The 23,410-nt window shown below is 61.4% G+C and carries 21 protein-coding genes and 1 tRNA gene; 7 read left to right on the top strand and 15 right to left on the bottom strand.

The features are described 5' to 3' along the window. Positions 1–5: 5 nt before the first annotated feature. From moaB to K328_RS0112030, 3 genes are all read right to left on the bottom strand, one after another. A complete protein-coding gene (moaB, locus tag K328_RS0112020; protein ID WP_028466185.1) occupies positions 6–557 on the bottom strand; it encodes a molybdenum cofactor biosynthesis protein B in 552 nt (183 codons plus the stop codon). Next, positions 544–2,382: a lytic transglycosylase domain-containing protein gene (locus K328_RS23750; RefSeq protein ID WP_169721205.1), complete on the bottom strand. Its 1,839-nt coding sequence runs from the start codon at positions 2,380–2,382 to the stop codon at positions 544–546. Before K328_RS23750 ends, moaB begins: the two co-directional genes overlap by 14 nt. A 264-nt stretch (positions 2,383–2,646) precedes the next feature. Further along, entirely contained in the window at positions 2,647–3,519 is an 873-nt protein-coding gene (locus K328_RS0112030) for a uracil-DNA glycosylase (RefSeq protein WP_245577508.1), read from the bottom strand. Positions 3,520–3,629: 110 nt separating this feature from the next. On the opposite strand from K328_RS0112030, the gene K328_RS0112035 reads away from it, so the two are divergent. The 3 genes from K328_RS0112035 to K328_RS23755 are packed head-to-tail and all read left to right on the top strand — an operon-like array spanning position 3,630 to position 7,957. Beyond that, the gene (locus K328_RS0112035) at positions 3,630–5,264 is read left to right on the top strand and encodes an electron transfer flavoprotein-ubiquinone oxidoreductase (protein ID WP_028466187.1); all 1,635 of its coding nucleotides are present in this window, start codon (positions 3,630–3,632) and stop codon (positions 5,262–5,264) included. 55 nt (positions 5,265–5,319) lie between these two features. Continuing rightward, positions 5,320–7,056 (top strand): tetratricopeptide repeat protein, encoded by a 1,737-nt coding sequence (locus tag K328_RS0112040; protein ID WP_028466188.1) that lies wholly within the window; start codon positions 5,320–5,322, stop codon positions 7,054–7,056. After that, positions 7,049–7,957 carry a 4-(cytidine 5'-diphospho)-2-C-methyl-D-erythritol kinase gene (locus tag K328_RS23755; RefSeq protein ID WP_051284828.1) on the top strand — a complete coding sequence of 303 codons (909 nt, stop codon included), beginning with the start codon at positions 7,049–7,051 and terminating at the stop codon, positions 7,955–7,957. The genes K328_RS0112040 and K328_RS23755 overlap by 8 nt, the downstream gene beginning before the upstream one ends. Here the strand turns inward: K328_RS23755 and K328_RS25825 are convergent. From K328_RS25825 to K328_RS0112065, 3 genes are all read right to left on the bottom strand, one after another. Further along, positions 7,954–10,296, bottom strand: a complete 2,343-nt coding sequence (locus K328_RS25825; RefSeq protein WP_156901297.1) for an SEL1-like repeat protein — start codon at positions 10,294–10,296, stop codon at positions 7,954–7,956. The two genes, K328_RS23755 and K328_RS25825, sit on opposite strands and share 4 nt — an antisense overlap. A 117-nt stretch (positions 10,297–10,413) precedes the next feature. Beyond that, positions 10,414–11,244 (bottom strand): hypothetical protein, encoded by an 831-nt coding sequence (locus K328_RS26680; RefSeq protein ID WP_156901299.1) that lies wholly within the window; start codon positions 11,242–11,244, stop codon positions 10,414–10,416. A 174-nt stretch (positions 11,245–11,418) separates the two neighbouring features. Next, complete coding sequence (locus K328_RS0112065) at positions 11,419–11,835, bottom strand: hypothetical protein (RefSeq protein ID WP_028466191.1); 417 nt, start codon at positions 11,833–11,835, stop codon at positions 11,419–11,421. 124 nt (positions 11,836–11,959) lie between these two features. Between K328_RS0112065 and K328_RS0112070 the strand changes: the two genes are divergently transcribed. Continuing rightward, positions 11,960–12,034: transfer RNA gene (locus tag K328_RS0112070), tRNA-Gln, on the top strand. Between the two features lie 43 nt (positions 12,035–12,077). Here K328_RS0112070 and K328_RS0112075 read toward each other — a convergent pair. From K328_RS0112075 to K328_RS0112095, 5 genes are all read right to left on the bottom strand, one after another. Beyond that, positions 12,078–12,872 carry a class I SAM-dependent methyltransferase gene (locus K328_RS0112075; protein ID WP_245577509.1) on the bottom strand — a complete coding sequence of 265 codons (795 nt, stop codon included), beginning with the start codon at positions 12,870–12,872 and terminating at the stop codon, positions 12,078–12,080. Between the two features lie 85 nt (positions 12,873–12,957). Then, complete coding sequence (locus K328_RS0112080) at positions 12,958–13,791, bottom strand: MBL fold metallo-hydrolase (protein WP_028466193.1); 834 nt, start codon at positions 13,789–13,791, stop codon at positions 12,958–12,960. A 115-nt stretch (positions 13,792–13,906) separates the two neighbouring features. Further along, positions 13,907–14,596 carry a response regulator transcription factor gene (locus K328_RS0112085; RefSeq protein ID WP_028466194.1) on the bottom strand — a complete coding sequence of 230 codons (690 nt, stop codon included), beginning with the start codon at positions 14,594–14,596 and terminating at the stop codon, positions 13,907–13,909. A gap of 68 nt (positions 14,597–14,664) precedes the next feature. Continuing rightward, a complete protein-coding gene (locus K328_RS0112090) occupies positions 14,665–14,970 on the bottom strand; it encodes a DUF427 domain-containing protein (protein WP_084608262.1) in 306 nt (101 codons plus the stop codon). Positions 14,971–14,983: 13 nt separating this feature from the next. Further along, positions 14,984–15,853, bottom strand: a complete 870-nt coding sequence (locus K328_RS0112095) for an alpha/beta hydrolase (protein ID WP_028466196.1) — start codon at positions 15,851–15,853, stop codon at positions 14,984–14,986. A gap of 99 nt (positions 15,854–15,952) precedes the next feature. Between K328_RS0112095 and ribA the strand changes: the two genes are divergently transcribed. The 3 genes from ribA to K328_RS0112110 all read left to right on the top strand — a co-directional run bounded on the left by ribA (position 15,953) and on the right by K328_RS0112110 (position 18,695). Continuing rightward, entirely contained in the window at positions 15,953–17,110 is a 1,158-nt protein-coding gene (gene ribA / locus K328_RS0112100) for a GTP cyclohydrolase II (RefSeq protein WP_028466197.1), read from the top strand. Between the two features lie 75 nt (positions 17,111–17,185). Then, positions 17,186–18,109 (top strand): hypothetical protein, encoded by a 924-nt coding sequence (locus K328_RS0112105; RefSeq protein ID WP_156901301.1) that lies wholly within the window; start codon positions 17,186–17,188, stop codon positions 18,107–18,109. A gap of 46 nt (positions 18,110–18,155) precedes the next feature. Beyond that, the gene (locus K328_RS0112110) at positions 18,156–18,695 is read left to right on the top strand and encodes a L,D-transpeptidase family protein (protein ID WP_036553961.1); all 540 of its coding nucleotides are present in this window, start codon (positions 18,156–18,158) and stop codon (positions 18,693–18,695) included. Here K328_RS0112110 and K328_RS0112115 read toward each other — a convergent pair. From K328_RS0112115 to K328_RS25835, 4 genes are read right to left on the bottom strand one after another with little or no spacing between them, the layout of a single operon-like run. Beyond that, a complete protein-coding gene (locus K328_RS0112115; protein WP_028466200.1) occupies positions 18,692–19,399 on the bottom strand; it encodes a YggS family pyridoxal phosphate-dependent enzyme in 708 nt (235 codons plus the stop codon). The genes K328_RS0112110 and K328_RS0112115 overlap by 4 nt on opposite strands. Further along, positions 19,380–21,311 carry a tetratricopeptide repeat-containing sulfotransferase family protein gene (locus tag K328_RS25830; protein WP_051284831.1) on the bottom strand — a complete coding sequence of 644 codons (1,932 nt, stop codon included), beginning with the start codon at positions 21,309–21,311 and terminating at the stop codon, positions 19,380–19,382. The genes K328_RS0112115 and K328_RS25830 overlap by 20 nt, the downstream gene beginning before the upstream one ends. Before the next feature lie 20 nt (positions 21,312–21,331). Beyond that, entirely contained in the window at positions 21,332–22,177 is an 846-nt protein-coding gene (locus K328_RS0112125) for a sulfotransferase domain-containing protein (RefSeq protein WP_028466201.1), read from the bottom strand. A 19-nt stretch (positions 22,178–22,196) separates the two neighbouring features. Next, complete coding sequence (locus tag K328_RS25835) at positions 22,197–23,384, bottom strand: JmjC domain-containing protein (protein ID WP_028466202.1); 1,188 nt, start codon at positions 23,382–23,384, stop codon at positions 22,197–22,199. Between the last annotated feature and the right edge of the window lie 26 nt (positions 23,385–23,410).

Here is a 23,410-nt window from a genome sequence, read left to right on the forward strand (position 1 = left end):
CGGCGTCAGGCGGAGCGCCCGAACAGCTCATGCTCACGCAGGCGCGGCATGATCTCGACGAAATTGCAGGGCCGGAAGCGGATATCCAGCTGATTGGCCAGGATATCGTCCCAGGCATCCTTGCAGGCCCCGGTAGAACCCGGCAGGGCAAAGAGATAGGTGCCCCGGGTAACGCCCGCGATAGCCCGTGACTGGATGGTCGAGGTGCCGATCTTCTGGAAGCTGAGCCAGCGGAACAGCTCCCCGAAGCCTTCGATTTCCTTCTCGAAGACAGAGCGGAAGGCTTCCGGCGTCACGTCACGGCCGGTCAACCCTGTGCCGCCGGTGGAGATCACCACGTCGATGCCGTCATCCTCGATCCAGGAGGTCAGCTGGCCGGAAATTGCCGGAACGTCATCCGTCACGATCTTCCGGTCCGCAAGGATGTGGCCTGCATCGGTCAGACGCTGGACCAGCGTATCGCCTGACCGGTCATTTTCGAGATTTCTTGTGTCTGAAACCGTCAGGACCGCGATGTGAACGGGAACGAACGGACGGGACTCGTCAATTCCGGGCATGTTTCGGACCGCCAGGCTGCTGCGAAATGTCTATCGACTCATAACGCGGCCAGGATCCGGCGGCAATGTGATCCAGCGACGGCGCCGGCTGGCCGAGACGCAGCCGGTACATCCACAGATTGGTCAGGACCCGCTCGATGAATTCGCGCGTCTCATGCCGCGGGATAGATTCGATGAACAGCAGCGGATCTTCCTTGAAATCGATCTTCCGCGTCCATTTCCGAAGCGTGCCGGGGCCCGCGTTGTAGGCCGCCAAAAGCTGGAACAGGCCTTCATTGACACTGTCCTGCTTCAGCAGGTGGCCGACATATTCCTGTCCGAGCTTCAGATTGAGGGACGGATCCAGCAAGGCCTTGCGGCCATCCCGGCTGCGGAAACTGCGATCGTTCGCCACGAAGGCCGCCGTGCGCGGCATGATCTGCATGACGCCGATCGCCCCGCGCCCGCTGCGCGCTGTCGCGCTGAACTTCGATTCCTGACGGGCGATGGCATAAATCAGCGCCTTGTCGATGCCCGCGATGGAATCGAGCTGCCAGTCAGGCAGGGGATAAAAGGCCGCGTAGTAGGGCCGATCGCCCCGCGCCTTAAGAATTCCGGCGATTCGCATGGCAAGGCCCGGCATGCCATTGCCGGCCGCAATCGTCATGATCGCGCCATGCATGAAGTCCGGGAGAACTGGGTAGAGGCGCCGCAGCTCCTTTTCCGCAAGGTCGGTGCGGCCGACCTGCAGAAGGGCAAAGGTGCGCTGGCCGCCCCGGGAATTCAGCAACGCGTCCTGAGTGTCCTCGTCCAGCTCCGGCAGGGTCCAGTCGAGCGGCATGTCGATACCGAGCGCCCGTCGCGCCAGCAGACCGTAAAAGGTTGCCGAATGGGTTGCGGCCTGGGCCAGCCAGAGCGTCGCCTGCCTTGGGCGCCGTTCGGCAAGATGCGCGCGCGATGCCCAATAGGCACCAGCGGCCTTCACCCAGCGCGACACGTCAGGTGCGCGGGCAAGGGATTCGAAATGTTGGGACGCCTCGTCGTGCCGGCCTTCACGCCAGAGCGCGAGACCCGCTGTCCAGTGCGCAGTCGGGATCAGGCCTTCAGAAACCTCAATGCTTTCGACAGCGTAACGAATGGCTTTATCGTCAACATTGAAGACGAAATAGCCATGCGCGATCTCTGCCAGCGCATGAGCGCGGTCCGTGCCGCGAAGGGAGCGCCCGGCCTTGGAATTAAGATATTTTACCCCACCCGTTGGGTATCCATTGCGAACAAAACGCCGGATTTCCCTGATGACCCGTCGCCCCTGACGGGACACCTTGGGGCCGTGGCGGGACAGGTGCTGCTGCGGTTCGACCGCGCCATTCACCTGCGAGGCTCCACTGCCGTTCAGATAGCCCTTCTGCGGCCGAGCAGGCGCTTTCCAGCTCTTCGGCTTCCGGCGCAGGGCCAGCCGATAGATCTTGCGGGCTCCCGGATGGTCCGCGTAGTGCGCCATCCAGTTTTTCAGCTCCTTGTAGGTGGAGCGATAGGCCGTCGGGTGCATGTAACGCTGATAGAGCACGTGCCCCATCAGGACGCGGCTCTCAAGCGCCGCGATCAGCTTGTCAGCAGCACTCCAGTTTCCGGCTTCCTGAAGGGTGAAGATGGCCTGATACCGCTCGGCATCCAGCGCGCTGACAATATCGTAGCGGACGCGCGGTACCACCGGGTCCGTTTCCAGGACACCAAGCGCGGAGGCGCGCGACGGCATTGCGTCATCGCGAGCCGCAGCAGCAACAGGTCCGGTATGTATCGAAATCGCCGCGGCAATGCCAAGGATCGCACCCGCGATCAACGACATTGAAAACCACTTGAACAGGCGAGTATTCGGTTTCACAACTTCGCTCATGACCACGCTAAGTAGGCCATGCGGGCACCAATCTCAAGCAGCGATTTCGCTGAACGCATGCGTGTCAATTACCACAACTACTTAAATATCAACTTTGATGTAAAGAGTGAATACACGGTAATACCTTAAATGATATCAATAATTTACAAGGTAAATATAGTATTAAGAGAACAGATGAGGCTTTCTCATCAAATTGTTTAAATTAATCACTCTAATTTATTGAATAATTTGCTTTATTGTCAATAAATCACGCCATGCCAGCGCCTTCTGACCGGCCGACCGGAGCAGGAAAGCCGGGTGAAATAACGGCACGGCCGGTAAAGCCAGTTCGATGTCCGGATCCGCGAATTCGAAGCGCCGGCCACGCAGCCGCATGATCCCCTGGCGCTGATCCAGCAGAGCTTTCGCCGCCGTCCCTCCAACTGGAACGATAATACGGGGGCGGACAAGAGCTATATGCCGACGAATGAAAGGCTGGCAGATCGCGATTTCCGCTGCGGTCGGCTCCCGGTTCCCCGGTGGGCGCCAGGGCAGAATATTGGTGATATAGGCGTTTTCAGCCCTATCCAGGCCGATCGACGCCATCATCCGGTCAAGCAACCGGCCGCTTGCCCCGACAAAGGGGCGGCCCTGCCGGTCCTCGTCCGCGCCAGGCGCCTCTCCGATGAACATGACGTCAGGCGTCTCGACGCCCTCGCCGAACACGAGATTGGTGGCCGTCACCTTGAGCGGGAATCCCTCGAGGCTCTCCAGTGCCCCCCGCAATTCTTCAAGGGACTGGGCGGCACCGGCAAGCGCGCTGGCTGCTTTATCCGTCGCAGGCTCGGCACCTGACGCCAGCGCCCGAGGCCGGGCCTGTGCCGGCGCGGCAGATACCGGCCTCTGGACTTGAGCGGCAGACGGGGCTTGAGCTGCAGGTGGAGCCGAGGCCGGGGCGTTTTCCGCCCGGGACACCGGAGCCAACGCTGCCTCGGACGCGGCGAACCAGTTGGTTTCCGCATCGCCGATCGCCTCGTCAGCGCCCATCTCGACATACCACTCGAGCAGCGCCTCTGGCGGCATTGCATTCTGTTCCGGCGAAAAACCCACTGGATCCGTTCCTTCAATCTTGCCGCACGGCCTCTCGCGTCGCTTGTCGCGACAAAACAGCTGTGCCAAGTAAGACAGTAACCTGTGTAAGAAACGATTTGGAGAGGTTCATGGAACGCGAGTCGATGGAATACGACGTCGTGATCGTCGGAGCCGGCCCCTCCGGCCTGTCGGCCGCCATTCGGCTGCGCCAGCTCAGTGCGGAGCATGGTCAGGACCTGAGCGTCTGTGTGCTGGAAAAAGGCTCGGAGGTCGGCGCCCACATTCTGTCCGGCGCCGTCATGGAGCCGCGGGCGATGGCAGAGCTGTTCCCGGACTGGCAGGAGCGCGGCGCGCCCTTGAACACGCCGGTGACCCAGGACCGGTTCATGTTCCTCACCCGCAACTCCGGCATCCAGATGCCCTGCCCGCCGCAGATGAACAATCACGGCAATTACATCGTCAGCCTCGGGAATGTCTGCCGCTGGCTGGCCGAGCAGGCCGAGGCGCTGGGCGTCGAGATCTATCCGGGCTTTGCCGCCGCCGAAGTGCTCTATGACGAGAATGGCGCCGTGCGCGGTGTCGCCACCGGCGACATGGGCATCGGCAAGGACGGCGAGCAGACCGCGAACTACACCCAAGGCATCGAGCTGCATGCCAAGCAGACGCTGTTCGCCGAAGGTGTACGCGGGTCGCTGACCAAGACCCTGTTCGAGCGCTTCGATTTGCGTGAGGGCGTCGACCCGCAAACCTACGGCCTCGGCATCAAGGAGCTCTGGGAAGTCGATCCGGCAGTGCACCAGCAAGGTCTGGTTGTGCATACCGTCGGCTGGCCGGTGGACGGCAAGACCTATGGCGGCTCCTTCCTCTATCATCTGGAAAATAACCAGGTCGCGGTCGGCTATGTGATCGGTCTCGATTACGAGAACCCGCATCTGAGCCCGTTCGAGGAATTCCAGCGCTACAAGACGCATCCAAAGATCCGCCCCTTCTTCGAGGGTGCCCGGCGGATATCCTACGGTGCGCGGGCGATCAACGAAGGCGGCTTCCAGTCCATCCCGAAGATCACCTTCCCCGGCGGTGCCATCCTTGGCTGCTCGGCCGGTTTCCTGAACGTGCCGAAGATCAAGGGCTCGCACACAGCGATGAAGTCCGGCATGACGGCCGCTGAAGCCCTCTTCGACACCATGAAGGACGGTGCCGGCGCCGGCATGGAAATCTCCGATTACCGGACCAGGATGGAAAAAACATGGGTCTGGGACGAGCTGAAGGCGGTCCGCAATATCCGCCCAGGCTTCAAGGCCGGTTTCCTGATGGGCATGGCAAATGCCGGGGTCGAGACCCTGTTCAAAGGCAAGAGCCCCTGGACCCTGCACCATCACCATGACCATGAAAGCCTGCGCCCGGCGGCACAGTGCGAGAAGATTGCCTATCCGAAGCCTGACGGAAAGGTGAGTTTCGACCGGCTCTCCTCCGTGTTCCTATCGAACACGAACCATGAGGAAAACCAGCCGGCGCACCTTACCCTGAAAGACCCAAGCGTCCCGGTCGAGTACAACCTCGCGATCTACGACGCTCCGGAGCAGCGCTATTGCCCGGCAGGCGTGTACGAGATCATGCGGGACGACGACGGCTCGAACCCGAGGCTGCAGATCAACGCGCAGAACTGCGTGCACTGCAAGACCTGCGATATCAAGGACCCGACCCAGAACATCAACTGGGTGGTGCCGGAAGGCGGCGGCGGTCCGAATTATCCGAATATGTGATCGGCTGAATACTCGAACGCGGAACGGCGACAAGCCGGAGACGGAGGCAAACCGAATGACTGGATCAGGATCGCGAAAAGGAGCCGCTACGCTTGCGGTTCTGGCGGCTCTGTCTCTTTCCGCCTGTGCCGGAATGGGGTCGGGTGCGCCGGATGCGCTGCCTGATATCCCCGTCCGGAACACCGTCTCCGGAGACTACCTGAACGCCCTGCATGCCTACAGAAACAGCGACCTCAGCGCCGCCGCCCAGAACTTCGCGGCTGTGCTTGAGGCCGATCCCGGCAACCCGGGGCTGATGCAGCGCACCTTCCTGGCGAAAGTTGTCGACGGGCGGACGGACGAGGCCCTGGAGCTGGCGGAAGAGCTGATCAAAAGTCAGGGCGGGAACGCGTTCGGACGGCTCGCCCTCGCACTCTCAGCCCTGAAACAGAACGATTACGATGGCGCGCGCAGGCACCTCGATGCGCTCGCCGAATCCCGGCTGACCCAGGTCATGCGCCCGCTACTGCTCGCCTGGGTCGAGGCTGGAACTGGCAATTGGCAGGCCTCCGATGCCAATCTCGACCGGATCCGGAAACAGGGTGGTTTCGGCCTGCTCGCAGAGCTCCACGCGGGTTACATCGCCGCGCTGAAAGGCGACTTCGAAGCCCTCGACACGGCCTTCAAAGCAGCACTGAAGGCTATGGACCGCCCGCCGGCGCGTCTGCGGATAGGCGCGGCATTGCATTACGCGAAACTCGGCCGCGTCGACATGGCACGGGAAATTCTGGCGGCCGGCGATTTGTCGGACCAGAACATGACGGCGCTTTCAAAGGCTCTGTTCGCCGCAGAAGCCGGACAGGAAGCCAAAGGTCTCGTCTCAAACGCCAGCGACGGCGTCGCGGAAGCGCTGTTCGATATCGCCAGCGCCCTGCAACGGGACCGGGGCAGTGAGATTGCGCTGATTTACGCCCGCTTCGCGCTCTATATGCGGCCAGACTTCCCGCTTGCCCGGCTGCTTGTCGGCGAAATTCTCGACGATCGAGGCCGGCATGGCGATGCCTTGAAGATCTATGCCGGCATCGGCGAGGATTCCATCTATCACATGATGGCCCGGCTCCGGTCTGCTTCCGCATATGATGCCGAGGGTGACCGGGACAGCGCCCTTTCCGTCCTGCAGGAGCTGGCAAAGACCTATCCGGACAACGGGACGATCCTCGTCCGCCTGGCCGATACATTGCGGGCTGGAGAGAACTGGGAAGCGGCGATTGCGGCCTATGACGAGGCCTTCGACAAACTCGGAAAGGCCGCGACGCAGGACTGGACGCTCTACTACACACGGGGCATCGCGCTCGAACGGGCGAAAAAATGGGAACGCGCGGAATCCGATTTTCTGGCCGCCCTGAAGCTCGCGCCGGAGCAGCCCTATGTCATGAATTACCTCGGCTATTCATGGGTCGAACAGGGCCTCAACCTCAAAGAAGCGCAGACTCTGATAGAACGCGCCGTCCAGCAGCGTCCGGATGACGGCTATATCGTGGACAGCCTCGGCTGGGTCCTCTACCGCACCGGCCAGCACAAGGAAGCGGTCCCCCACCTTGAACGCGCCGTTCAGCTCCGGCCGGGCGATGCCGTCATAAACGATCATCTCGGCGATGCCTATTGGCAGGTTGGACGCCGCCGCGAGGCGGCTTATCAATGGCGCCGCTCGCTGGAAATGGACCCTGATTCCGAATTGGCCGCGCAACTCGAACGGAAGCTTCGCGACGGGCTAATCTCGGAAACGGGCAAACATTCAGCAAACAATGGCTAAAACAGGCTATTCAGCCACCCTGATTGCTCCCGCCAAGCTCAACCTCAGCCTGACCGTTCTGGGCAAACGTCCGGATGGCTTCCACGATCTGGTCAGCCTGGTTGCTTTCGCGGACCTGCATGACGTGCTGTCAGTGACGCTGGCAGAGACTGCGGTTGACCAGCTCACGGTAGCGGGCCCCTTTGCCGGCAGCCTTGATCGGGACAATCTCATCCTGAAGGCGGTCTCGGCCGTCCGCGACGCAATCAAGGCGGTGCCGCCGCTTTCGATCACGCTGCACAAAACCATCCCTGTTGCCGCCGGTCTTGGCGGAGGATCGGCCGACGCGGCCGCGATCCTGCGGCTGCTGGCCCGGCAACATGGCCTGGCCGCCATGGCTCCGCCCATTCAAGAGATTGCCGCCGGGCTCGGCGCGGATATTCCGGTCTGCCTTCAATCCCGATGCCGGTATATGCGCGGCACCGGAACGACCCTTGATCCGGAGCAAAGCGGATTTGCCCGCTATCCGGCTCTACTGGTCAATCCGGGGGCCGCTGTCCCCACCGGCGCCGTATTCAAGACGTTGGCCGCGAAAAAGAAAGCCGCGACAGACACTTCGGTCCCGCATGGCCTTACGGAGGAGATCCTCGCCGGTAGAAACGATCTCGAAGCCCCCGCCGTCGCGGTGGCTCCAGAGATCGGCCCGGTATTGCGCACATTGTCCGGCCTGCCGGGTGCTCTCGGCGCACGTCTGTCCGGCAGCGGCGCCACCTGCTTCACGCTTTTCAAGACCGATAGCGCGCGGGATCAGGCGGCGGAGCTGTTCCGGCAGACTTATCCGGCATATTGGATGCATGCGGGCGCACTCAGGAACTGGGATCCGGATTCCCTGTTTCCGGAGACACCGGCGTTTTCAGGCTAAGGCTTGGCCGCTTTCAGTTCCTCAAGCAGGATTGTCGTCGCCTCGCCACTTTCATCCATTCCGGCAGATAGCTCGAACTCACGGATAGCGGCGCGGGTCTTCGGCCCCATCAAACCGTCAATGCGCCCCGAGTAGAAGCCAAGACGGGTGAGCTCTCCCTGAACCGCGGCGACCATAGCTGCCGGTGCGTCGGCTGCGGTTTGCACTCCATCCGCGCCGTTCAAGGTCGAGCTGTTTTCTCCTGACGTCTCGCCGCTGCCCGAGAGCATTTCAATGGCTCGCTGGTCGCCGGCTTCCGCGGCGGCGCTGAACAGCTCAAGAGCTTTCTTCTTGTCCTGCGCCACGCCAAGACCCTCATCGGTCATCACGGCAAGATTATAGAGCGCCCGTGCCATGCCCTGTTTGGCTGCCGCCTGAAACCAACGGGCGGCTTCCCCGAAGTTCAGCGGGATACCCCGGCCCTCGGCATACATCACACCGAGATTGTACTGCGCATTCGGATGCCCCTGCTCGGCAGCGCTATGGTACCAGAGCAGTGCCCGGACATCGTCCTGCCGGACGCCCTGTCCCGTTTCATACAGCACGGCGAGATTGTACTGCGCACCAGGCAAGCCCTGGATCGCGGCTTCCCGCAAGAGTTCCGCGGCCCGTTCGGGGTTTTGCGTGCCCGCCGCGCCGGTCAGATAAGCCAGGGCAAGATCATGCTGAGCCTTTGCGTCTCCGGCGTCGGCACTCTGCTCAAGCGATTTCCGCTCTCCTTGCTGTAGCCCGGCTTGAGGCGATGCGGACGCCCCCGTATCGACCGGATCTTTTGCGTCCGATGTCGGCAATGCAGGGGCGGGCGGCGGCACGGCTTCCGAGACTTTCGGCGCGGGTGCCGCGTCAGGCACCGGAACCGGCGGTTCACTTGGCGCGGGCATCGGAGCGATCTCGCCCGCGGATACAGGTGCCGTTTCTTCAACCGGTCCCGGTGTGGCCGTTTTCGGCCCCGCTGGTGCCGTCTCCGCGGGCTCCATTTTTGCCGGCTCTGCGGTCTGCGGCGCATCTCCTTCGTCACTGGACGGCAAGGAACTGCCGGATTGATCAGGCTGCGCAGGCTCCTCGGGCGGCGTTGCCTCCACCGCATCGTCCATCGCTTTTTCAGGTGCTTTTTCAGGCGCGGGAGCTTCGGGACGATCTGCACCAAGCAACGCTGTCCGGGCCTGCTCGATCATCGGCGCGACACGCGCCGCCGCATTCTCCCAGATGTGGGCCGCCCCTTCCGCGATGTGATGTGCAGCCGGCTTCAGACGGCTGTCCAGGTCATGCCGCAGCGGTCCTAGCCCAAGCTGACCGGCAAAAACATAGAGCCCGATCGCCAGAGCGACGGCGAGGCCTGTCGTTCCCAGAAGAATCTTTCGAAGCCCACGTTTGCGCTGACGCCGTGTGCCCCGCGCGACCTCACCAGCCACCGCACCGGGAGCAGACTCAAAAGCGTCTTGCTGTAGCCCGCGGAACGCCATCGGAAGCACGAGAGGCGGCTCCGGCTCGCTTTCCGGTGGCGGCGCGTCGATAACAATTTCCGCCGGACCGAGATCGCCTGTCGGCGGTGGCGGGTCCCCGTCGACGGCATCAACCGCGTCGACCTCACCGGCAAGAGCCCTCAGACGGCGATCGATCTCCCGGGCGCGATCCGTCTCTTCGACGGGAAGCATCGGCACATCGAGACTGTCGAAGTCCGTAGCCAGATCGTGAGACGGTGGAGGCGGCGCCTGCTCCGGGTCCGGCGCTACACTCGGCGCCACACTGGGAGCCGGTGCGTCATACATTTCCAGTTCCTGCTCTTCGGCAGGCTCGTCAAATGTCTCCGGCGGAAGTTCCGGCCCGAAATCATCGTCGACTGCCTCATCCAGCCCGAGGGCCCCGGCATGTTCGGGGCCCTGCTCGCCAGGCGCCGCTCCGATGCGTGCCTGGCCCGACCGATCTTTCTCGACGGAAACCATCCGCTCGGCCAGATCGAGCAGAGCGAGACCCATGGGGCGCAATGCACGATCAAGCCGGTTCGTCGAGGCGTCCAGCTCCCGGTCAATGATATCGAGCAGGGCCTGGTCCGTCAGGCTGGGCGCAGCCGTCTGCTGCTTTGCCGTATCGGTCGGTGCGGGTGTGACTGCGACCGGCCCCTTATCTTTACCAGCATCATCTTTGCCGGCATCGCGTGGCCGCTGCCCGCCATGGACACGGATCGCATGATCTATCCAGGAGCCGATGGTCTGCTGATCCCGTTCCGCCGCAGCACGAGCGATATCACGGATATCTTCCTCGATACCCTTCACACTCCATGTCGTCGGCTTTCGGACCACCGGCACTCCTCACGATGCAGGATGCGCGGGTTTACGGGTAACAGTCGGAGTAGTGGTCCCTCCGAACCCGCCTAACCTATCGCTTTTGTTCAATTTATACAGTTCTGGAAAGTAGCGCTACCCACGACGGAAGAGGCGCGAGAAGAATCCACGGCCGCGCCTGGAGCCGGGCAGAACAGTTTGCTCTACCCTGCCCAACCGTTCAGACAATCGCATCACCGCGCGCTCTATGGGCGCCGTGGAAAAAGACGCTTCGCCCTCCGCAATCATCGCAGGCTTGGCGTCGATCCGGTCAATCTCGGCGGCGAGAGACTCGATCTTGGCGAGGATTGGCTCGAAACGGGCAAGCGTTTTGTCTTCTACCGTGTTGATCCGCTGTTGCAGATCACGGAGCCGGCCTTCAAGGGAATCAACACGCTTTTCGATCGCATCCGCCTCTTCGCGAGACATACCGGGCGGCTGAGGCGCGGGCACTGGCATCTGTTGTGGTTGTTGCATGGGCGTCGAATAGCCGCCATTCGCAGGTACTGGCGGCGCCTGTACTGACGGCGCAGCTATGGCAGGGGGCGGATGCTGGGTATTGCGGAACTGCCACGGATAGGCTGCGGACGCATTTCCAACCATCCCTTTGTCCACGGCCTCTTCCGCAACACTCCACTGCCCGCGTCCGAACGCAAAGCGGGGGTCTACCTGGCCGCTGCGCTGGCGCTGCTGTGGGGGATGATCGCGCGGCCCGGGTTCCTGTGGGTGCCGATGATCTTCCTCATCAGGCATGCGGGGCCGTTCCGCAGGCGGCTGTTCAGGCGGCGGCGGCTCTTCAGACGCATGGCGGATCTGTTCGCTCAGCCAGACACCAATCGGCACGCCCGCTTTACGGGCCGCGATCTTCGCAACCTCGCGGTCTTCCGCCGAGATACCTTTTACGCTCCAGGGGGATTTACCTGACAACCGACACCCTGCCTTTATCTTGTTTCGGAGGCCGGGCCACCGAATGGTCACCAAAGGAGCGGAAAAATACCAAAGGTTACCCGGTAAGGCAAGGGTTTCTGTGCACTACGCGCAAATCGAATGCCCAAATATGACCGGCCTTCCGACCGGCCTACGGGGCTGCGGAGGTGAGAGCTACCAGCCATCCAGGCGGCGTGGATCGGCATCATCGTTGACGCGCTGTTCCGGCCGGTCCTCGACCCTCGCATCCCTCTCCTCGATCCGGGTCAGCCGACGGGAGAGCCGTTCGATGATTTCCTGCAACGGGCCGACCATGTGCGCGACGCGCTCTTCGGACTCGTAGATCCGGGTCCGGACAGCTTCGCGCACCGTTTCTGCATCCGTCTCGGTGCCGCCGGACAGAGGAGCTTCGTCATGCACCGGAACACTCTCCGGCACGGTTTCCGGTTCCTGTTCCGGGCCAACATCCCGGATTGCACGGCTGACCCATTCACCGATGGTCATGCCTTGCTGGGCCGCCGCCTTTTTCGCGATTTCCCGCGCTTCGGGCGACACGCCCTTCAGGCTCCACGGCAAGACAGGTTTGGACATGATTATCCTCATCCCCAAAAAGCGAAATAATCTAAGGAGTCTAGCTGTTTCGGATCAAGATGTTAAGGGAGCAGAGCCGAAGCAGTTGCATGGATTTGGGTTTCTGATTATGTTCGCGCCCGATTGGGGCGTAGCCAAGCGGTAAGGCAGCGGTTTTTGGTATCGCCATGCGCAGGTTCGAATCCTGCCGCCCCAGCCATTCCATAAAACCGATCCGACTGACGGCAAACCCGCAGCGCGGGCTATAGCTTCTCAAGCCAGAGGCTCGTCTCGAGCGCCCCCTGTTGCAGCGGCAACCAGTCAAGTGCAGGCCCGTCGAGCATTGGAACACCATCACGGCCGAGCAGGCGCGTGCGGGCATAGTGGCTCGAGAAAACCGGCCGGAATCCGCCTCCGCTCAGCAGAGCCGCCACCAGCAATTGCTCGTTATAGACTCGCCAGTCCCAAGCTTCCGGATAGGGGTCGGGCAGCACAATGTCATGGATGTGAACCAGCAGGCCGGCAGGCAGGGTCGGCAACAGGTGATTCAAGACCAGGTCAACGTCGGAGCCCGGCAGGGCCAAATGGCTTGAATCCAGAAACAGCACGTCACCTGGACCAAGATCCGGCAGACTCTCACGCGGTACATCCTGGATCGTATGCTCAAGGAAGCGCACACCAGTCCCGGCAAGGCTGGCACGCGGTGCCGGATCGACACAGGTAATCTCGGTTTCAAGGCCGCCATCGCGGACGGCGCGGGCAAGGAAGCGGGTGCTGTGGCCCGAGCCAATCTCCAGAATGCGCGCCGGGCGACGTTCCCGCACGAGAGTATAGGCCGCGGCACCGTCAAGTCCGGGAAACCAGTCCTGACTCCAGCGGGGTTCCGGCGGCTCCTGATCACCTACCGCCTGTAGCGCATCCCGGTAGCGGTCAATATCGGAAAGCATCCCGGAAAATGCGGGTAGCGCATCAGTGGCGAAGCGCTCCTCGACCCAGTCATACCGACTACCTTGCGTGGGAACCTGCGATGCGTACCGGTATGGAACAAAGTAACCCATTGGTTTTAAGCCAAGAATCGTACTTAACCCAAGACGGAGCCGACGCCATGAATGACCTCGGTTTGTCGATTTTGAGTTGGTCATATCAGGGAGTAATTTTCAGGCCTTCGTAGGCCGCTATGGTGCCGGGGCGGCGTTCGTCGGCCTGGTGAAGGATCTCGTCCATCTTCTCGTCCGTGTGGCTCGGGTCGTGGTGGAAGAGAACGAGCTTCTTGACCCCTGCCGCATCGGCAAGCCGGATGCCCTCCTGCCATGTCGAATGGCCCCAGCCGACAAATTTCGGGAATTCCTCATCCGTGTAACAGGCATCGTAGATCATCACATCCGCATCCTGCACCAGCTCCAGAATATTCTGGTCAGGCTCGCCCGGCCGATGCTCCGTGTCGGTAATGTAGCAAATCGACTTGCCGCCATAATCGAAGCGATACCCGACAGCACCCTGCGGGTGATTGAGCGACGTGGTCCGTACGGAGATATCCGGCCCGAAGGCCAACGTGTCACCCGAGACAAAATCGTTGAATTCGAGCTCCGCCTGAAAAATCTCCAGCGGCACCGGAAAAAGCGGGGAGGACATCAGCCGCGCAACCACATCGCGCATACTCGCCCTGCCGCCCAGATGTCCGGACCAGACACGAAAGACGTTGCCCTTCTTGAAGGCTGACGTGAAGAAAGGCAGACCGCCCAGATGATCAAGATGAGAATGGGTGAAGAGGATATCCGCGTCCACCGGGCCGGACTTGTCCAGCATCAGGCCGAGATTGCGGAGGCCCGTGCCGGCATCGAGAATAAAGACCCGATTGCCACAACGAATTTCAAGACAGGCGGTGTTTCCGCCATAGCGCACGAATTCAGGCCCCGGGCATGCAATGCTTCCGCGGGCGCCCCAGATCCGGACAAAGAATTCGGCTCCCGGCGACACAACAACTCCCAACCCACAATCCACAGCCGGCTATTTTGGAGCGCCAAGTCTGCATGAGCAGGGCCAACGTGAAAAGATTAATTCAGGACAAGACTCTATTTGGCACCGAGCGCAATCAGGGAACCAGTCTGTAACCGCCCGGATCCGTCACCAGAATTTGCGCATTGGACGGATCGATCTCGATCTTTTGCCGCAGCCGGTAGACGTGGGTTTCCAGCGTATGCGTGGTCACGCCCGCATTGTATCCCCAGACCTCGTTCAGCAGGGTCTCACGCTTCACCATGCGTCCGCCGGTCCGATAGAGATACTTGAGGATCGCGGTTTCCTTTTCCGTCAGCCGGACCTTCTTGTTCCGGGCTTCGTCGAGCAGCAGCTTGGCGCTGGGACGAAAACTGTAGGGGCCGATCGTGAAAAGCGCGTCGTCGCTCTGCTCATGCTGCCGCAGATGCGCCCGCATGCGGGCCAGTAGCACGGCGATCTTGAAGGGCTTGGTGACATAGTCGTTGGCCCCGGCGTCGAGGCCGAGAATGGTATCCGCGTCGCCGTCCTGGGCGGTCAGCATGACGACCGGCGATTTCACGCCGTTGCGGCGGATCAGCCGGCAGACATCGCGGCCGTCCATGTCCGGAAGACCGACATCAAGCAGGATCAGGTCGAAATGTGCCGACTTGACTGCCTCCAGCGCCGCGGCTCCGTTCTCCACTGCGCTGACCACGAATTCCTCATGCAGCTCCAGCTGTTCGCTGAGCGTCACCCGAAGAGCTTCGTCATCCTCGACCAACAGGACTTTCTTACCGTTCACCATCACCAGCCACGACCCGTTGCTACGTACCCGTCCACACTTAAGGAGAAAGGGAGGCGAATACCAGAGGCTTAAACCGGCCCAGTTTCGACCTCTTTCCAGAAACTGACAAAGCCGGCGACGCGTTTTGCCTTCCGGCCAGGCTGCGGGTAGGACCAGGCCGCGTCTGCGGAAATGCGCGTTCCGTCGACCACATCATAGTAGACAGCCTCCCCGCGCCAGGGGCACCGGGTCCGGGTCGCCGTCTCCCGCAGCAGCTCGAAACGCACGGAATTCGGCGGAAAATAGACACTCCCCTCGATCGTCACGGTTTCTTGTTCCGGCGCCCGGGCTATTTCCGTCTCGCCGAGACGCGCCACCAAGACCTGATCGAACATCGCGTGCTGCCCCTCAGAAAGACGGCGCCAGGATCAGCCGGAGCATCGCCAGGCACATTGGATGATGCGGATCGCCGAAGGCTTCAAGTGCGGTAAAATGATCGCGATCTGGCAAATCGACACACTCGACGGGTTGCCGTTTCTCCCTCAACGCACCCGCAAGCTCATCCCGCTGACGCAGATATTCCGGCCCTTCGAGACCGCCGACCGTAAGAAGGTGTGGCGGCAAACGCAGCCCGGCAGCATCCGCATCGCGCACAAGCCGGATCGGAGACAATAGGCTCACATCGCTTTCCGTGAGGGACAGTGCGTCATTCAGATAGCAGAGCCTGATCGGCTCCAGATCATGCAGACCGCTGACAGAGCAAATGCCCTTCAATGTGCCTGCCGGTACCCCGGCCGGCCCCCCCATCAGCGCCGAGAGATGTCCCCCCGCCGAATGCCCCGCAAGATAGAGATCCCCCGGATTACCGCCGAAGCGGTGGGCGTTTTCCTTGACCCAGGCAATCGCCGCACGGATGTCATCGGCAATATCCGCTACCGTGACCTCCGGGCAAAGCCGATAGCCGACAGAGACGAAATTGATGTCCGCGGCGATGAAGGTCGGCGCCAGAAAATGCGCGATCGACTTGTCGCGCATGTGCCAATAGCCGCCGTGAATGAAAATCAGCACCGGCGCATCCCGTTTCCCGGCAGGAAAAACATCGACGCGCTGGCGTGGATGATCGCCGTAAGGCTGGTCGAGATCAGCCGAGAACTGTTTGCGTACATCGGCGCCAGCCGCTTCCCAACGTGCTGAAATCTCAGCACTGTTGGCGACTTTCGCACGATTGTCGTATTCGCGGTCGAGCCCGGCGCGGTCATAGGAATTGAAAAGTGTCATATCCCGGTCCATCTGTGCACATCTCTGCTAACAGTGCGGGAGGCAGAAAGCCGGTTCAAGGTGCTTGACCTCCAGCCCGGTCGGAACATGATGCGGTCCATGACAGATACACTCCCAATTCAGGGTACCGGCACGCCCGCAGGCTCACCGACCCAGACCCATGTTGACAGGGCAATCTCCGAGCTGCGCCGCGGTGGGCTGATCCTGCTGCACGGTTCGGCCGAGGAGAGCGTGCTGCTGGTGCTCGCCGCCGAAATGGCGAATGAAAGCGGTCTCGGTGCAATGATCCGGCTGGCGGGAAGCCTGCCTTCGGTCATCGTACCGAAGAACCGGGCCCGCGATATTACCGGAAACCCGGAGCTGCCGCCCTATTCCAGCATGGCCCTCCCCAAAGGGGCGGATGCCGCCCTGATCCGGCAGATCGCCGACCCGCTTTTCGAGCCGGAGAAATTTGGCACGCTTCGGCGCGGCCTTACCGTGGTCCCGGTGCGCGCGGGCCGGCTTGGACCGGCGGCTGTCCAGTTATCCAAATGGGCCCGGCTGTTGCCGTCTGTCGTCGTCGCCCGGCTGACCGATGTGAAAGTCGCCGACGCTGAATCCTGGGCACATGGACAAGGCCTCCTGTCAGTCAGCGTGTCGGACACCGAAGATTACGTCGAGGAGAGCGCGCGGCGCCTCACCCGGGTTGCCTCCGCCCGCGTGCCCCTGGCGGATGCCGAAGCGTCCCGCATTGTCGCCTTCCGCCCGGCAGATGGCGGGGAGGAGCATCTGGCAATCGTTGTCGGCGAGCCGGATGTCAGCCAGCCGGTTCTGGTGCGACTGCATTCCGAATGCCTGACAGGCGACCTGCTCGGCAGCCTGCGCTGCGACTGTGGCGACCAGCTGCGCGGCGCCCTTCGGGAGATTGGCAAGCAAGGGTCTGGCATCTTGCTCTATCTGGCGCAGGAAGGCCGGGATATCGGCCTGATCAACAAGCTCCGTGCCTATCAGCTACAGGATCTCGGCAGCGATACAGTCGATGCAAATGAGCAGCTTGGTTTCGAAGCGGACGAACGGGTCTATCTGACCGCCGCCGAAATGCTGCATCAGCTTGGCGTCGAATCCGTCAGGCTGATGACGAACAATCCGGAAAAGATTGCCCAGCTCCGGAGCTCCGGGGTCAATGTGGTCGAACGGGTGGCTCATATTTTCCCGTCCAACACCCATAACGAAGAGTACCTGCGCACCAAAGCGAACCGCACAGGGCATCTTTTCTAGGAAAACCGGGCTTTTTCAGCACCGTCTGTTAATGGTACGCGGCTTGCATCAAAGCGAGGCAAAGGAGCCTTCGCGATGGATGTCAGTCAAACGGCAGCAGCACAACCGGCCTGGTGGTCACAGTCCTCCCAAAACGGGGAACGGGACGTGAAAGAGGATATGTACGAGCCAGCGCAGGCCGCTTCCGCAGCCGGTGATGATGGCTGGGGTCCTGATGGTTTCGGTTTCGACGATTTCGTCGACATCATCAATCCGCTGCAGCATCTTCCGTTTGTTTCCACCCTTTATCGGGAATTCACCGGCGACACGATTGCGCCTGCGGCTCGTACTGCGGGAGGCGCATTGTATGGCGGCCCTGCGGGGCTCGTGGCTGGCGTGGCAAACGTGATGTTCGAAGCCGAGAACGGATCCGATATCGGCGCGACGATGGTCGCAGAGCTGACGGGTGGAGGATCAACACCAGTCAATGCCGCCCCGGCCGAAGCGGCCTTACTGGCTGAAGCGCCTCAAACAGTATCACCGTCCCCGGTACCCGCTCCGAACGATGGCGCAATTACACCTGCCGCCAATCACCGCAGCTTTGCCGTTCCAGGTATTGAGACCGCCAACGCGGATGCGGCCATGACGCCCGAGGCCATGGCCGCCTATGCCCGGGCAAGCGCCCTTACAGCGCCTACACCAGGCAAAGGCTCCGTAGACTGGACCAACGGCGTGATCACACAACCCGCCGCAGAGTCCGGCACCGGCATGCAAGCAGTTTCCGGAGGAGGCCTTGATGCCCTCATCCGGGACAGTCAGGCAAAGACAGCGACGCGGCGGCGTGGCCCGGCCTTGCCGTCCCTGGTACAGCCCGGTCTGAAAACCCGTGGCGCCCAGGCACCGGCAAGCGAGCCGGCTCTGCCTGTCGATCCGTCTCAGCGCGCCGGATTGGCAGATTGGATGATGAAGGCGCTCGATAAATATGGAACCATGAAGGTCAGCGGCAGCGGTGTCGGATAAACTCCGCCAGACGCTGCTTTCCGGCGTCTGATCAGGAGTGCCCCCCTTGGACCTCATCCTCCGCGCTCAGCAAGATGGTTCCCACAGCATCGTACTGGATGGGCAGGCGCTGTCCTGTGCTATCGGCAAAGGCGGCATCCGTGAATACAAACGCGAGGGTGATGGGGCAACGCCGGTTGGGCGGTTTCCTTTCCGGCGGATCTTCTACCGGGCAGATCGCCTGAAACATATTCCCGGATGCCCGGATGCGATCCCGATCGAAGAGGATCATGGCTGGAGCGACGATCCGGCTGACCCGGAACAGTACAACCGGCTGGTCAAACTGCCTTATCCGCACTCTCATGAAAGCCTGAAGCGCGAGGATGCGGTCTACGATGTGGTTGTGGAGCTTGGCTACAACGATGCCCCGCCGATACCGGGTCGCGGCAGTGCGATATTCATGCATGTGGCCCGGCCGGATTATTCCGGAACGGAAGGCTGTATCGCATTGGCCCTTCCGGATCTGCTGCGGGTCCTGGAGCAGACCGCGGGCAACGGCACCGTTATTGTGCCGCCAGAGCTTGCGGACACAACAGGGCCGTCTTAACCGGCGGGTTTCAGCCTGTCACCGAAGATGGCCGTGCCGACGCGGACATGGGTCGCACCGAATTCGATCGCGACCTCATAGTCTCCACTCATGCCCATGCTGAGCTTTTCCAACCCATGGCGCCGGGCAATTTCGCGCAAGAGGGCGAAGTGAAGCGCCGGCTCGTCATCCGCTGGGGGAATGCACATCAGGCCGACCACGTTCAGGCCATGCTCATTCCGGCACGCCTCGATAAACGCATCAGCATCACCCGGCAGGACGCCTGCTTTCTGGTCTTCCTCGCCGGTATTAACCTGCACGAAACACTCCAGCGCCCGGCCCTGCTTTTTCATTTCCGCAGCCAGAACCCGGGCCAATTTGGGCCGGTCGACCGTCTCGATCACATCAAAGAGCGCAATGGCGTCCGCCGCCTTGTTGGTCTGCAGTGGGCCGATCAGATGCAATGTCACGTCTGGATAGCGGGCCTTCAGCTCCGGCCATTTTCCCTGCGCTTCCTGCACCCGGTTCTCGCCGAAAATACGCTGCCCTTCCGCGAGAGCCGCCTCGACCTTCTCGACCGGCTGCACCTTGCCGACAGCGACCAGCGTGACCTCTCCGGGTGCCCGGCCACCCGCCTTTTCAGCGGCCTCGATCTGTGCCTTCACAGCCCGGAGATTGGCCCCTACATCAACCGTCGCACTCGCCTCAGGCATCTGCTGTTCCATTGCTCTTATCCCTGTATCCGAACGCTTCGATCTCCGGCGCGAGCTCTTTCGCGGCCGCATCCATTACGCTACCGTAACGCCTCCATCGCGCCACGGCGTGACTGTAGAGCGGCTGCGTCACCTGGGCATAACTCGGTGTCGCGATATAGCCGCGCTGGCGGGCATGCTCATGGAAGTCCATCACGCGCTCATCCCAATCAAGGCCGAGAAAATCGAGAACCGGCTCTGCCGCCCCGCGCAGATCGCGGGTCATGTCTTCGTATTTCACAGTAACGAAGGCTGGTTTCAAGTGCGTCAGATAACGTTGCCAGAGCCCGAACACCTCGCGATAGAAGCGGATCGTATCGGGCAACGAACAGAAGACTGCCATTGAATGGTTGAGGCCAAAATTCTGCATCAGACAACTGAGACAAACGTCGCAAGGGTGCCGCAGGGCCAGGATAAACCGCGCACGGGGAAAGATTCTCAGAATCAGTCCTGCATGCACGATGTTGAGCGGCATCTTGTCGACATAGATCGCTCCGTCGGACGGCTCAAGAAACCGGTTCCGCTCCGCGAAGTAGGCCGCGCGCATTTCCGCCCGCATCGCTTCCGGCAGAGCCTCCAGTGCCCCCGGATACCCTGCCGCCTCTCCCAGTCTCGTCGCCAGGCCCGTGATCAGTGGGCGCTCTTCCAGCACCTCGACTCCAGGATGAGCATCGAGGACCTGATCGAGCAACGTCGTGCCCGAGCGCGGGAAACCGATAAGGAAAACAGGATCTGCTTCACCACCCTCCGGCTGCGGCGCTGAAGCAGCCCAGGCCGGAGGGTGATCAAAAGCCGCGCTGAGAGCCGCGACTTCGGCAAAAGCGCGCTTCGGATCGGCGAGCCCGCCACGAAACTGGTCGAGCTGGGTCCGGTTCGCCGTCTCAAACCAGGAAAAGGCACCGGCATGATCGCCAAGGGAGTCGAGTGCCTGCGCCAACTCGAATCCAAGCCGGTGCGTGTCAGGACCCGCAATGGTTCCGTCCAAGGCTTTCCGGAGCCCGGCGGCAGCTTCGTCGAACCGTTTCAGGCGGCGGAGAGCCCGGCCCTCTAACGCCGCCAGATATTGGTCAGACGGCAACAGGTAGAGACCCTGGCGAGCCACTGAAAGTGCCCTCTCCAGATCCGATACCCGATCATGCAGTTCTGCCAGCATCGTATAGGAGGCGCCCTGGACCGGATCGAGCAGAAGGGCCCGCATGGCCAGACGCACCGCCTGCTCCGCATTACCGGTATCGCGGGCAAAAATCGCCTGGGCACGCAAGGCCCGCGGATCGGTGCTTCCCTGCTTGGCGATCCCGTCGAACAGCAACTGCGCGTCATCAAACCGGCCGGTCGCAAGATAGAGGCTGGCGAGATTGCTCCGGATCTCTATTCCGCCATCCTGCTTTGCTGCGCGTTCCAGCATGGTGACGGCTCGCTGAAGGTCACCCATGCCCCGATAGATCAGGGCAAGGTTATTCAGCACCGTTGGGTCCTCTCCCTGACGCAACGCCACTTCTAATGCAGTCACTGCCTCTTCTTCGCGGCCCGCTTCCAGCAATGCCGTGCCGTAGAGTTTCTGCACTGCCGGGCTTGTGCCCAAACGGCTGGCAAGCGGATCGAGAATACCAAGAGCGTCGCGAGGCTTCCCGCGATGCAAATGAACCTGGGCCAGATTTACAGCCACCTGTAGCTCGCCAGGCGCCAGGGAGCGGGCTTTCTCCAGCGCTTTCACTGCCCGGTCGAAATCACCGCCCGAAGCTTCAAGCATGCCGGCCATATAGAAAGGCCGCCAATCCTTGCCTGCTTTCCGGAGGATGCGGGCATAACGCTCCCGCGCCTCGCGCCAGCGCCCGGCGGCCGCAAGCTTCTGAACCTGCTCGAAATCAATCGATGGAGCGGACATGGGCTTCAGGACCGCAAGATTCAGACACGGGGAACTCCGGACTTTGTAATGTAGCCGAGCTCCAGGAGCAGATCATAGTGACGATCCGTCAAGCGCTTCACATGATCCTCGCTCAATACCTTGCGATATCCGCCGACACCGCCGGAACGGAAGAATTTCTGCGACTGGTGCACCCGCTCGCGGAAGCCTTTTTGGTTTTCCTGGCTGGAAACCACGGAAAAGCTGCTGTTCTTGATCGCCCGCTTCAACCGCTGGGGGCTTTTAGGCACCCCGAGATAACGCATGAAAGAGCCAAAGGCCTTCATCGGGCTCTTCACCATGTCCTCGTATCTCAGCGTCAGCGGATTGAAGTTCTCCACCGCGTGCCAGCTGCGGTAATGGTCTGTCCAGGTACCAAGGACCTGAAACACCGCCGCCGGACTGGTCCGCGTGGTCTGCAGTCCCGAGGTCATTGCCTCGACCGCATCGTCAAGCGTGAGCCGATAGTGATCCGCATAGGAAACCGTCACATCGAACACATTCCGCACGACATAGGCCGCGCCCGCCGTGCATTCGAGATAGATGAGCGGCCGTCCTTCATGCAGTACAAGAGCATTGTGGGTCTTCACAATGGTGGTCTGTGGTTCCTGCGCCCAGGATTTCTGCAAAGGCTCACGCAATGCATGCAGCTCGGCATCGCTCATTTCCTGCAACGGCTTTCCGGCGATTTTCTCGTAGAGCGGCCCCATCATATCGCCGTAGCGGACCACGCCGAGCTCATTGATCGAGACCGGCTCCGCACTGTTGCGGAACAGGTTCTCGATAAAGACCCGGAGCCAGGTGTTTCCGGACTTTGGAAAGGACGCGAGCCAGAGGATACCGCTCATGAGGTCATGCCGGTCCAGCTCATCCGCGCAGGCGCCAGATGACGCGACTCTGGTCCAGTGCTTTAAGCAAGGGTTCGAGGTGCGCGACACGATCGGGGAACTTCGCGCGCAGATCAGAAAGCCAGAACTCCTCGGATTTCACGATATAGTCGGCAACCGCAAAATCGTCCTTGGCGATATCGAGCGTAAAGCCGTCCCCGGTCAGCATCGCGGCCTGGCCCCTGCGGGCAAGCTTCAGAGGCCGGCGGGTCACCATGAAATTGATGTCAGGCGTACGGTCAGGCAGCGTATGCCGGACCACTTTGTCAGCGACTTTGCTCATCAGGACGCTGCGGACGTGATTATGAAACTCCGGGCGAGCCATATGATCCGCAACACGCTTGCCAAGCTCGGTTATGTAGTCTTCCAGGTCTCTCCCATCATCAAAATGTGGGATTCGTTTCCGGAAAATCTCATCCTGATGCAGGAAGGGCGCGAGCATCGAGAGCGAGGTGTGGCCATCGACATAGGTCGCGCCGAAGGACAGATGCAGCGAGGCGGTGTCCGTCGTCATTGCGTCGTGATACAGCCCCCGCGGCAGATAGAGCACGTCGCCCGGGCGCATGACGATCTGCTGCATGATCTCGCCCTTTTGCTGATCATGCTGTTCCCGGGAAAAGTCTCCCGGACGCACCTGCGGGACGTCGATCGCCTCGTTCACACGTCCGCGATAGATGTTCCAGGTCTTCTCACCCTCGATCTGAATCGCAAACACACACATCGTGTCGAAATGCGAGTGATAGGCCTGCACGCTCTTCCAGGAACAATAGGCGTTGCAGGAGGCGTGCGTTCCGGTGAGCCGCTCGATAAAGCGGGTGGCGTCCTGGATAGAGGGATGAATGCCCTCGATATAGTCGAGAACAAGACTGGCGCCCTTGGACATCAGGAAGCGTACACGCTCCGGGTCCGGCACCATTACGTTCATGCCCTTCCGATCGAGCCCCGGACGGCAATATTGCTCGGACGGCAGGACGTTTCCGTCAACCGCCATCTCCATATAGTTGGCGTGCCAGAGCTTGGAGCGATTGACCAGATCGTTCATCTGATCCCAGTTGAACAGATCACTGACGGGATCGAAGGCCCCCTGCTCGAAATAGTAGGCCTTATCCCAGTAATCCTTCAGGAACTGGTCGCGTGTGATTTTCTTGAAGAAAGTCTCGAACTGCACCGTGTTGCCCCCAGATACCGGTTGGT

Source organism: Nisaea denitrificans DSM 18348 (genome assembly GCF_000426505.1).
GTDB lineage: Bacteria > Pseudomonadota > Alphaproteobacteria > Thalassobaculales > Thalassobaculaceae > Nisaea > Nisaea denitrificans.